Consider the following 12,055-nt stretch of genomic DNA (forward strand, 5'->3'; position numbering starts at 1 on the left):
AAATTGCGGGCCAAGGGGACAGACCCCTCGGCCCAAACCTCCAAAGGGGCCAGCCCCAGCCGGCCTGAAACCCCATTCCTTCATTGTAAAGTATTCATCAGCTCATAGAAGTACCCCGGCTCATGCGTCTTATTAAGCTTGAACCATGCCTGCAATGTTTCCGGCCTGCAAACATCGAGCTCCTTCAAGACCTCTGCCGCAAATTCCAAGGGAGCTATGCCTGAAGCGGTAACCAGACTCCCATCTGCCACTGCGGGCTCGAATTGATACAGCTGTTCCCCGGCATAAAGCGGGCAGACGGCTTTCAAATAGCCTGGATCATTGCTTGTGTGCCTCCTTGTGTCCAGCAGCCCCTTATTTGCCAGGCCCATGGTTGCGCCGCAGATGGCGGCAACAATAGTTCCCCTCTGCAGCCCGTTAGAGGCTTCTTCCAGGATGGACTCGTGAATGGGCTCAAGCCAGGTATCCCCGCCCGGAAGAATCAGGATATCTTGGCTCCCCAAACTGAACTCTTCCATAGATAAATCAGGCTGTATGGTCACCCCTCCCATTGTTTTTACAGGGTTTTTGTCCGCACCTACGGTCATCACCTCTATTGGCGCCACCCCTTTCCTGAAATACCTGCCCGAATTCAGTTCAGCAATCAAATACCCCGCTTCCCAGTCTGACATCGTATCAAAAACATAAAGATAAGCTTTTCTTTTGTGCATCATCAGGTCTCCTCTACCAGTCATTAGAGGCCCATTATAAAAAAACTTCACTGACAGCCCGCGCCAGTAAAGTTTCATTTCTGATAGTGATCAGCCAATTCATATAAAACCTCCAGCATTTTCTTCTTCATACTGGCCGGTTCCAGAATTTGAACCGACTTCCCATAAGGCAGGAGCAGATGCGCCACATAGGTATGCAAGGCTTCTTTTTCCAAAATAAACACAGCCCTTTCTGAAGTGCGCTCTGCCAGATGATGACCTAAAAACCAATGCCGGCATAAGTCATCCAGTGCGCCGGTTCTGCCGCTGACAACAAAAGGCACAAATTCCTGCGTTTGTTCTTTCTCCGGAAGCAGGTTCTTCATAAAAAAACCGCTGGCTGAAAAACCTGCTGGACGGTTAAAGCTGGTTCCGGTTTCAGCCATACCGGCAATCCTATCGACCCTGAAACTGCGGATTTCGTTCCTCAGATGGCAGAATGCCGCCACATACCAGCGGCGGTTCCAATAAATGATTCCATAAGGGTCAATTTTCCTCCGCTTAGGCTGGTCTTCACGAACCGTATAATAATCAATTTCCATAGAAACCTGGTTGAAGACCCCATGCTCGAGCTCCCTCAAAATGGCACCCTCAGGCAGACCAGCGGCAGAACCGATCACATCAAGTCCCTCCACACGCCGCCGGACCATACTTTCCTGCTCTGGCGTTGAGTACATGGACAGCTTTGATGCTGCGCTGTTCAGTAACTCCCCTGAAAAATACCCCACCTCTTTCGCCAAAGCAGCTGCCTGAAGCAAGGCTGTTTGTTCTTCCGCACTAAACAGGAGAGGACTTTCAACGAACTGGTGTAAAAGCGTATATCCGCCATGATGGCCCGCCTCCGCGATAATCGGGACACCGCTGGCACAAAGAGCATCAATATACCGGTAAACCGTTCTAATATTAACCTCCAGCTTTTCAGCCATTTGCTTCGCAGTAGCCTTCCTCCCCGAACTCAGCATCCAGAGAATCTGCATCATCTGATCCATTTTAGCCATCTAATCCACCCTCGTAATTTATAATCACCATTCCTATCATTGCCAATAGCATAACATGGGCCAGGGGGTCAGGTCCCCTGGCCCAAACAAAAAAAGCCAAGGGGTCTGTCCCCATGGCTCTTCGTTACAAGAAAGCCGGGGGGACAGACCCCCTGGCCCAAACAAAAAAAGCCAAGGGGTCTGTCCCCTTGGCTCATCGTTTCAACACACTCTTAAAGTGAGTAAACGTATCAAAGCTTGCTTTCCCGTGATAGGCTCCCATGCCGCTCGCGCCTACGCCTCCGAATGGCAGGTAATGGGACGTCATGTGGTTGATGGTATCGTTGATGGATCCCCCACCGAAGGAGATTGTGCCCAGAATTTGGTCCTGTACCGATTCGTCAATTGAGAAAAGATAGAGAGCAAGCGGTTTAGGGCGGTTCATGATCGGCTCAATGATCTCGTCCAGGTTATCATAGGTCATAACAGGCAGGATCGGTCCAAAGATTTCATCTTGCATGACAGAATCATCCCAAGAAATGTTATCCAGAATGGTCGGCTCAATGATGAGCTCGTCGCGGTTATGCTGACCGCCTGTCACAATGCTGCCGTTGTCGAGGAAGCCGACAAGGCGATCGAAATGCCGCTCGCTGACAACATGTCCGAAGTTCGGGTTCTTCACGATATTTTCACCGAAAGCCGCACTGATGACTTCTTTGAACTTGTTCATGAGTTCATCCTTCACACTGCTGTGTACAAGAAGAAAATCCGGTGCCACGCATGTTTGGCCTGCATTGGCGAATTTTCCGCGTGTGATACGCATTGCGGCTTCATCCAGGTTAGCATCTTTATGAACGATCGTCGGGCTTTTTCCGCCAAGCTCAAGCGTAGTTGGCGTGAGGTGTTTGGCCGCCGCTTCGGCTACAATCTTCCCAACGCCTGTGCTGCCTGTGAAGAAAATATAGTCAAAGTCTTCTTTCAGAAGAGCTGTGCTTGTTTCCACTTCCCCTTCCACCACCCGAAGATATTCTTCAGGGAAGTTGTCATTAATCATTGCAGACAGCAGGGCAGATGTTTTCGGCGTAAGTTCAGATGGCTTTAACACAGCTGTGTTCCCAGCGGCAATCGCGCCTACAAGTGGTGTCACGGCTAGCTGGAACGGATAGTTCCAAGGTGCAATCACCAGTGCGGAACCAAATGGTTCAGGCTTAATAAAGCTTCTGGCGCCTTCGTGGGACGCTGGTGTCGGCACTTCTTTCATTGCTGCCCATTCTTCTAGATTTTCCACCATATAGTCAATCTCGCTGATAACTAGTCCAACTTCAGCTCGCTTCGCTTCAAGCTCGGACTTATTCAAGTCCTGCTTAACAGCATCAAGAATATCCTGTTCGTGCTTTAGCACAAGGGATTTTAATGTATTTAATGTGCGGAGTCGGAATGAAACGCTTTTCGTTTCTCCTGAACGGAAATAGGCGCGTTGTTTATTCAAAAGCTCTTGGTAGTTTTCCATCATGAACACTCCTTTGTATTGTATACTCTAGTGATTTTATAGCTTGGAACCAAAGCTTATGGGAATGATTTCTCCTATTCACATATGGCCTTGCCCATTAAATTAATGCATTTATTGTTGACTCGACATACTATAGTACAGATATTTTTTATAAGCAAGGAACCTGCCCGGGCCAGGGGGTCGGGTCCTCTGGCCCAAACTCAAAAAGAGCCAGGGGGTCTGTCCCCTTGGCTCTCTGCCCTTGGCTCTCCCAGCCACCGGGACAGACCCCCTGGCTCAAAAAACAAAAAAGCCAAGGGACCTGTCCCCTTGGCTCCCTCATCCCCTTGGCTTCCTCACCTCTAGCTACGCATTAACGCACCATTAGGCTTGGGCAAATCCTGCTCGTTTATTTGATTCATCTTACAAAAATGCTCAAAAAATTGCTGTGCATGCTCCCGTTCTTTTGGGTCACTTTTCAGCGCAACGATATCACGCAAAGTTTGAGCCATCCATGAATTTTCAAAATAGCGGTATTTCCCTGTATTCCATGTCATTTTTTGAGGAGATTTTTCATTCACATAATAATCCCAGAAGGGCATCTGTTCCGATTCCTCTTCTGTAAGCTGGAGCCTGTATGTTGAATGAGCCGGAATATTTCCATCTTCACAAAGCTTGCCAATAAACTTCTCCTTCACCATGTAGACACCTAAGATGCGTCTGTCTTTTTCTGGCTTACTGGGATCTACTGCTGTCAGCAGAACAGCACTATTTTGATGCAGGCGGCTGGGTTTGTTTGGCTTCCCCTTGTTATTGCCGCTTTTAATAACACCAGAAAAAACCTTCCACTCTGAAAAAGAACGATCCTGTTCTTCTGCATCACACCAAAAAACCATTTGTGATTCCGGATGAAGCTTATGATTTTTCATCAGTTTTTCATATCCCAAGCGGAGTTCCTGACTTTTCCGATATCGATTCTTTTCTTCTTCCTTCTTCCTGTCTTCTTCCCTACGTTCATTATCCTTATTTTGTATAATCGCATCGAGTGATTTAGAAATCATTTCATCATGCAGTATCAAGTGCTCTCCAAATACATCAGGGAAAACAAACTTCTTCTTTTCCGATGCGAAATGTATCACTATACTAGTATCATTATGTTCAACTATACTCCCCATACCAAACAGCTTGTGCGTAACCTTCTTATTGATTAGATTCATTATTCTAATCCTCCTTATATTGTAGAAAAACCCAGATGCTGTTTTTCATCCGACTATCTTTCCTAAAAGGCTGCACAATTGTTTAAGTTTCCTTCAGTTTGAAAAGGAAATAAAAAAAGTATCCGAAATTCAATCTGCAAAACAATACAGCGAAATCCCGGATACGATTAAAACATTTGTAAACCTATTATAACATTTATTGGATAAATTAAAAACAAGCCAGGGGGACAGACCCCTCGGCCCAAAAAGCCCCAAGTAAGCCAAGGGGACAGACCCCTTGGTCCAAAAAGTCCTAAGCAAGCCAAGGGGACAGACCCCCCGGCCCAAAAAGTCCTAAGCAAGCCAGGGGGACAGACCCCCCGGCCCAAACTCAAAAAAGAGCCAAGGGACCTGTCCCCCCGGCTCATCACATAAATCCAGAAAACCACAACCCCAACGTAGTCCCTACATAATTCCCTATAATATACCCTAACGTCCCAACCACAAGAATCGGCCCAATCAGATCCTTCCATCCTTTTGCAATAGCCATGGCTGCTGCAGTTGTCGGGCCGCCAACATTCGCATTGCTGGCCAGCAGGATTTCTTCAAGGTTATATTTTAACAGTTTTCCAGCAGTCAATGACACGGCCAAGTTCACTACCACAATAATGAATACAAACACCAGCAGCAGCGGCGCATTTTGAACAATCAGCGGAATGGATGCCGGAATGCCAATCACCACAAAAAATAAGTAAATGAGGAAAGTACCAATTTCCTGGCTTCCGTTAATCGACTCAAAATATCTCGGAAACAAGGCAAGTGCCAAGAAAGTTAACGTTGTCAGCATCAAGTAATTGTCACCGAACAATCCATTCAGCAGATTTAAAAAGAAAGAAGTATCCTCCCCGGAAGGTATCAACCCATCCATGAATGCGGCGATTTTAAAAGAAACCACCACAAGAAGGAACGCAGTCCCTACAGACAACGCAATATCCTTCAAAGATATATCCTTTCGCTCCCAAAAGCTTTCCGCAAGTGTCTTCCCTTCTTCTCTGACTCCTCCGCTTTCCACTTTCTCCACGTGCGGTGCCCTAAAGCGCCGTCTAAAAAAGCCCATGGCCGGAATCATCATCAAAACGATAAAGTAAATCGCCATCATCAGGTTGTCTGCGACCACTGCCGAAGAAACCATTTCTCCAGGTGCCTCGAATTTAGCTGCCATGGCTGCAAAGTTCACCCCGCCGCCAATATAGGAGGCACTAAGCATGGCGCCGAGCTTATCCAGGACCGGTATATGATCCTTCAATAAAAAGAAACTGATAATCACTCCTGCAACCGTACCAATCGAACTGATCAGAAAAATAATCAGCAGCCGCCCGCTTTCCTTCCAGATTCTCTTAAAATTCACATGAAACAGCAGCAGCGGAATGGCGAGCGGAATGATAAAAGTCCAGATCGCATCATACACTGGCGACGCTGTCGGAATAATTCCGGTATTAGATAGAATAATAGCCCCAATCAGCGCAATGATTGCACCAGAAATCTTCGCCGCCCAGCTGTAGCGCTGCTCCAGAATAATACTCGCCGAAGCCCACACCACAATAATCCCCCACAGCGTCACATAATCATCGGCTTTAATCAAAGTATCCTCCAAAACTTCGCCCCCTTTTCACATTTTTCGACTAAAAATATATTACTATGACGAGCTGAAAATTCAAAATATTTAAGCCGCAGAGTTGGGTTCCCCGGCCGAGCCAAGGGGACAGACCCCATGGCCCACTCCGGCCCAAACTCAAAAAGAGCCAAGGGACCTGTCCCCCCGGCTCAAACCACAAAAAAAGCCAAGGGACCTGACCCCTTGGCTCACTTTTCCATCTCCACCGTCTCATTAACTCCCGCTTCTTTTGCATCCTGCCCAGTAATCCGCTTCAGCATGAAGACGGCTTTCTTTGTAAAGCTGCCGCTTTCCCAATATTCGGCTGCTTCTGCCTTTACCTTTATCAGCACGACGCTCGGATCGTCATAAGAAGTCTGCATAATCTTCTCATACATTTTGCTCCACAATTCCTTCTTCTTCCCTATATCCTCAACAATTTCCGCTCTGCCGCGGACAGAAACATAGGATTTGCCTGCATATGCAACATTCACATCTTTGTCATGTAAAATCTCTTCATATTTATCTGTCTCTTTTTTAGTAAAAAACCATAGGTCCCCATCAAACTCGACCTCCTGTGTTTTCATCGGGCGTGAAACGAGCCCTTCCTCAGAGACCGTTGTCAGCATGGCCGTGTCCACGTCTTTGATTAACTCTCTCAGCGTTTCCATTTCTTCTTGTTTTAGCATATTTAACAGTCCTCCATCTTCTCAAAGTTTATAAATATATATTACCCTCCACACAATCTTTTAAAGCATCGGTCTGAAAAGCTAGAAATAATAGCCGGAATTCTATAATATGATTATTGAGACAATTAAAATAATTCAAAGGGGTAAGGGGAGCTATTTCATGACACAGGAAGTAAAAAGCAATTATTATAAAGAATTAATCGATCTCCAGGATGCGGAAGGAGTTGAAGCGCAGCTTCAAGCTTTACTTGAGGTGCCGATCGATTCCGTTTCTGACCTTGAAAATTGGCTGAAGGATGAAAAGGAATTAGGAATTAAAATTGATGAAGCCATGACAGGCCACCAGGTTGATTTTTACCGAAATACCGAAGATGCGGACATTAAGTCGACTTATCTTCACGATCAGCAGGTCATTCAGCCGCTGCTAATGAAATATGAAGCCAAAATGAATGAGAAATTCTGTGAGTCACCTTATGCTGCTCAATTGGATGACAAGCGCTACGGTTTAATGCGCCGTGTCCGTGAGTCCAAGGTTAAACTTTTCAGGGAAGAAAACATTCCATTGATGGTAAAAGAGCAGGAACTTTCTACAAAGTACAGCGAAATCATAGCAGGGCTGACGGTTGAATGGGATGGCGAGGAAAAGCCTTATCCATTTATCCAGTCCCAGCTCGATAATCTGGACAGAAGCGTGAGGGAAAAAGCTTATTATGCCATGCTGGAAGCCCACCGACAAATCAAGCCAGATATGGACAGCATCATGGACGAACTCGTTCAGCTGCGCCACCAGATCGCTTTAAACGCAGGCTTTGAGAATTACCGCGATTATATGTTTGTGGTAAAAAACCGCGAGTACACGATCCAGGATTGCTATGACTTCCATGAAAATGTTGAGAAGCATATCATCCCTGCCTGGAACCGCCTCGCAGAGGTTTTCAAATCCAAGCTTGGCGTTGATGCCTATCGCCCTTGGGATAACACCGCTAAATTGATGAAAAACCCGCCATATACCGAAGTGTCAGATCTGATGGATGGCGTTTCTGAAATGCTGGGCAAGACGGATCCGTATTTTGCAGACCGTTTCGATTATATGAGAGAAAATGGGCTGCTGGATCTAGGAGACCGGAAAGGCAAAAGCCCAGGCGGTTTCTGCACCACCTTGTCAGTTTCAGGAGATACCTTTGTGTTTGCAAACTTCAGTCCATCCTTCTTCTCGCTGATCGCCCTTATCCACGAAATGGGCCATGCAGTGAATGGATACCTCGAGTTTGCTGAGCACGGTCCGCTGGAAGAACACCAGCACCGCATGGAAGTCGCTGAACTCTATTCCCATGGGATGGAACTGCTCTTACTCGACAAGCTCGACCGCTTCTATCCAGAAGAAGAAGACTTCAAGAGCGCCCAGCGTGAAGAACTGAGACGGGCATTCACCATGCTATACGGCCCATTATCAGGCGACCTCTTCCAGCATTGGATGTACACCAATCCAAATCACACCGCCAAAGAGCGCGATGAAAAATACTTCGAAATCGCAAAACGATATGGCCTAAGCCCTGTCGACACATCCGGTCTCGAAGACGTAATGGGCATTTTATGGGCAGACACCCTGCACTACTTCCAAGTGCCTTTCTATAACATCGAATACTCCATCTCCATGCTTGGGTCTCTGCAAATCCTTGAGAACTATCACAACAACCCAGAGCAAGCCGTGGAATTATTTAAAAAAGGCGCAAGTGCCGACTACAATCAATCCATCGCCGATATCTATAAAGAAACCGGCGTCAGCTTCGACTTTTCCGAATCCGCCGTTAAAAGGATGGGTGAGTTTTTGGAGAAGGTTATTCAGGATATTCACTGAGCCACGGGGTCAGACCCCTTGGTCCAGTTTGAGCCACGGGGTCAGACCCCTCGGCCCAGTTTGAGCCAGGGGGACAGACCCCTCGGCCCATTCACAAAAAGAGCCACGGGGTCAGACCCCCTGGCTCTTTTCTACTACGGAGGTAAACATGAAAACTCACTACTATTTAGGCTGGTTTAATAATCATTTTCCAGAGAAGCTGAGCAAGCTGCTTCTGGAGGATATAATTGATAGAAAATCGCTTGTTATAATCAGCTCAAGTCCATCTATTTATGAAGAAATGGGCGCTGCGGAACGCTCGTGGCTGGACCAGGCCGGCATTGTATTTGATGAATACCACCTGATTAATTACCGTATCCTGAAAGAAGAGGCCCATACTTTAATTAGTAATGCTTCAGTCATTTTCTTGTTAGGCGGAAATACCATTGAACAAAATAGGTTCCTCGCAGAATATGAGCTGTCGGCTCCAATTCAAAAAAGCCAAGCCATTGTAATGGGAGCCAGCGCTGGTGCGATCAATATGTCTGCTAAATGGTTATGCTCGAAAAACCTGGGCTATAACGTTGAAGCCAGAACTCTGTACGACGGAATTGGTCTTGGCGATTTTGCGGTCCTTTCTCATTTTGATCTTGAGCATAACCTCGCGCTCGTTCAAAATGAACTCTCCCCCTTATCCGAGGAAATGAATATCTATGCTTCAAACAAAGACTGCGCTGTGCGAGTTAAGGGAGACAAAATCGATATTTTAGGCACTGTCTATTTGATTTCCCGGTCAAAGATTGAGAGATTGGATGAGACGCTTTAGCTGCCGTGAGGCATGGGGGCAGATCCGAGCCATGGGGACAGACCCCTTGGCCCAATCTAAAAAGAGCCAAGGGGTCTGTCCCCATGGTTTTTACAAAAAATGTGGAGTGATTAATATGAGGTTTTTAAGCTTCATTTCATGTTTACTATTTGTTTCTGTTTTAGCCGGATGTTTTGGAGAAGACTATGATTTTTCCCCGCCAACAGTTTCCCTATTTAATCCTGATGATATTACCCAAGAAACAGCACTTGAAGAAGCGAATGTTGAGTGGGACTTCGACGAACAATACAACAAGAAAACGGATGATGTTCAAGCATTAGCTAAAAAACAAGAAGTGATGCACTTTAATTCGGGACAAAAAGTTCAATACATCCTCGAAGCTGGCCATTTTGATTCTGATGGAGTCAGTGTTTCCGTTTGGAAAAACGACAGTGAGACAAAACTGAAATTAGATAAAGGGCAATCTTTCTACTTACCTGAAGAAACCGGTGAATATGTGATAGTGTTTGACCTCGACACAGACAAAGGCGCTGCCCAATATGTTGGAAATATTGTCGTAGAGTGAGCCACGGGGTCAGGTCCTCTGGCTCACTCACAAAAAGAGCCATGGGGTCTGTCCCCCTGGCTCTCTCCTTAACTTAATAAGGTTTTAATCTCCGTACTTGTCTGTCCACTCTTTTAACCACGTTGAATAATCTCCTTTTATTTCCTCACTGGTTTTACCATTCAAAGAATATGGAGCTCCAACTATATCGTTGCTTTTAGAAATCGGAGATGACAAACCTCCAATAACTTCTCCATCTAATAACCAAACTGTTACAGAAGTTTCTCCCCTATTAAATACATCATCTAATGGATGATTTTTAATTGTAAAAAGAATTGCATCTATTTTCTTATTCAGATATTCATCAGGTTCTATACGTTGAACAGACCAAAGTTGTTGGATAGGCATAGTGCGTAATTCTGTTTTAGTAATTTCTAGATCACTCTCACCCTGATATGAAATAACTTCATACTCATTCTGTTCTAGGTAGTCTTTTGCGATTTTGGCATTTTCACTTAGTTGTATTTCTGTTTCACGACAACCCGTGACAATTATAATAAAAGTAAAGATTAGAACTATATACTTGGGCAAAACATAACCCCTTTTCATAATCTTCTACTAAACTGACTGTTAGCTGAATAAGCCTTCCCTTTGAACAATACCACAAAATGTAAATTTTCACCAGGTCTAAATATAACAACAATTTTCACAAAAAGAGCCAAGGGATCTGTCCCCCTGGCTCCCTACGGTTCAACACCCGGAAAATCAATAATGAATTCCGTGCCAACCCCTTCTTCGCTTTCCACTCTGATTTTCCCCTTAAAGGAATGGATGATTTGGTAGCTGACCATCATCCCGAGTCCTGTCCCTTTTTCCTTAAGAGAATAATAAGGCGATCCAAGACGCTGAACCTGTTTCGGGTTCATGCCGATTCCCTGGTCCTTGACGGCGATCCTGATGTGTCTGTCGGCGGTTTGATGGCATGATAGCGACATGGTCCCGCCATTCGGCATGGACTCTACTGCGTTTTTTAAGATATTGAGCAGGGATTGGTTCAGCTTCTGGGGATCTGCTTTTATCCAGCAGTCATCCTGAATGTCGGTTTGAAATTCAACCTGCTGATTCACGCTGAAAGTTTGAATCAGCGCTGCTGTACGTTTTAAATGTTCACTGACATTGACGGCTCTATCTGTACTGCTGGAAGGTTTTCCGAAAGTGAGAAAATCGTTGATGATTTCATTGGCCCGGTCTAGTTCTTCAATTGAAAGCTTGATGTATTCTCTTTTGGGATTAGGGAGATCGGGGTCATCAAGGAGCTGCAGAAATCCCCTTGTCACCTGCATAGGATTGCGGATTTCATGGGCGAACACTCCGGTGAGTTCACTGATCACCCTGAATTTTTCCGAGTCCTGGAGCTTCAGCCTGAGCTGGTGGTTCTCACGGATTTTCTCAACTAATACGATACAGAACCACGTCACAGCAACGGTAAAAAGCAGATGAATACCCTGAACTTTCAACACGTTGGTAGAGAAGCCATTCATGATCCCGGACACCGCCATGCCGCAGAGACAGTAAAAGAACGATAATCCTGTCGAAATGATAATCCTTCGATCTTTATTCAGACGTAAAAATAATCGCTGAACCGACAAAATGACGGGGAGCGTAATGATTGACACCATGACAGTCGTCAAAAAACCCATGCTGATTCCGAAAGACAGGCGGTATAGAATGATCAGGGCTGTCAGAAACACACCGGACCATACTCCGAGGTACAACGTTCCGAATAGGAGAGGGATAAACCGGATATCGAGCCGCGCCGCTTCGGCGTATTCCACAGGAAAGGACATGCACAATAAGATAGACACTCCCCACAAAAGTGTCATCAATATCTTAATGGACCGGTCCTCTTTTACCTTCTCCAGAATAAACGTAAAATAACTGAAGATCGGAATAACCATGAGTGTCAACTGCAGCAGGAAATCTTTCACTATACTCATCTGGGCACCATTCGCCTTCTGTTCTATGTACTTATATTTTAGCAAATATTCACACATTTTGGGTATTTTTGTCTTTTTTCGAGCCAGGGGGACAGAC

General features: G+C 45.7%; 11 protein-coding genes. 3 read left to right on the forward strand and 8 right to left on the reverse strand.

Annotated features, from left to right (window positions below):
- Positions 1-80: 80 nt before the first annotated feature.
- From ABU165_RS24995 to ABU165_RS25020, 6 genes are all read right to left on the reverse strand, one after another.
- Positions 81-710: a type 1 glutamine amidotransferase family protein gene (locus ABU165_RS24995; protein WP_101551387.1), complete on the reverse strand. Its 630-nt coding sequence runs from the start codon at positions 708-710 to the stop codon at positions 81-83.
- Between the two features lie 74 nt (positions 711-784).
- A complete protein-coding gene (locus ABU165_RS25000) occupies positions 785-1,747 on the reverse strand; it encodes a helix-turn-helix transcriptional regulator (protein WP_101551385.1) in 963 nt (320 codons plus the stop codon).
- 193 nt (positions 1,748-1,940) lie between these two features.
- Entirely contained in the window at positions 1,941-3,236 is a 1,296-nt protein-coding gene (locus ABU165_RS25005; protein WP_353762698.1) for an aldehyde dehydrogenase, read from the reverse strand.
- A gap of 341 nt (positions 3,237-3,577) precedes the next feature.
- Entirely contained in the window at positions 3,578-4,432 is an 855-nt protein-coding gene (locus ABU165_RS25010) for a malate synthase (protein WP_318061074.1), read from the reverse strand.
- Positions 4,433-4,838: 406 nt separating this feature from the next.
- The gene (locus tag ABU165_RS25015; RefSeq protein ID WP_129613809.1) at positions 4,839-6,065 is read right to left on the reverse strand and encodes a DUF819 family protein; all 1,227 of its coding nucleotides are present in this window, start codon (positions 6,063-6,065) and stop codon (positions 4,839-4,841) included.
- Between the two features lie 209 nt (positions 6,066-6,274).
- Positions 6,275-6,763 carry a pyridoxamine 5'-phosphate oxidase family protein gene (locus ABU165_RS25020; RefSeq protein ID WP_318061076.1) on the reverse strand — a complete coding sequence of 163 codons (489 nt, stop codon included), beginning with the start codon at positions 6,761-6,763 and terminating at the stop codon, positions 6,275-6,277.
- Between the two features lie 151 nt (positions 6,764-6,914).
- Here ABU165_RS25020 and ABU165_RS25025 point away from each other — a divergent pair, with 151 nt between their 5' ends.
- From ABU165_RS25025 to ABU165_RS25035, 3 genes are all read left to right on the forward strand, one after another.
- The gene (locus ABU165_RS25025; protein WP_022543415.1) at positions 6,915-8,612 is read left to right on the forward strand and encodes a M3 family oligoendopeptidase; all 1,698 of its coding nucleotides are present in this window, start codon (positions 6,915-6,917) and stop codon (positions 8,610-8,612) included.
- A gap of 148 nt (positions 8,613-8,760) precedes the next feature.
- Positions 8,761-9,417: a Type 1 glutamine amidotransferase-like domain-containing protein gene (locus ABU165_RS25030; protein ID WP_248139238.1), complete on the forward strand. Its 657-nt coding sequence runs from the start codon at positions 8,761-8,763 to the stop codon at positions 9,415-9,417.
- A gap of 46 nt (positions 9,418-9,463) precedes the next feature.
- Positions 9,464-9,982, forward strand: coding sequence for a hypothetical protein (locus ABU165_RS25035; RefSeq protein ID WP_318061073.1), 519 nt, complete (start codon positions 9,464-9,466; stop codon positions 9,980-9,982).
- Positions 9,983-10,066: 84 nt separating this feature from the next.
- Here the strand turns inward: ABU165_RS25035 and ABU165_RS25040 are convergent, their stop codons facing one another.
- Both ABU165_RS25040 and ABU165_RS25045 read right to left on the reverse strand, forming a co-directional pair.
- Entirely contained in the window at positions 10,067-10,552 is a 486-nt protein-coding gene (locus tag ABU165_RS25040) for a hypothetical protein (protein ID WP_224951144.1), read from the reverse strand.
- Positions 10,553-10,704: 152 nt separating this feature from the next.
- On the reverse strand, positions 10,705-12,055 hold a 1,351-nt coding region (locus tag ABU165_RS25045; RefSeq protein ID WP_353762699.1), incomplete at its 5' end, for an ATP-binding protein.

Origin of the sequence: Cytobacillus sp. T106 (assembly GCF_040492155.1) — a bacterium.
Lineage (GTDB): Bacteria > Bacillota > Bacilli > Bacillales > Cytobacillaceae > Bacillus_AB > Bacillus_AB infantis.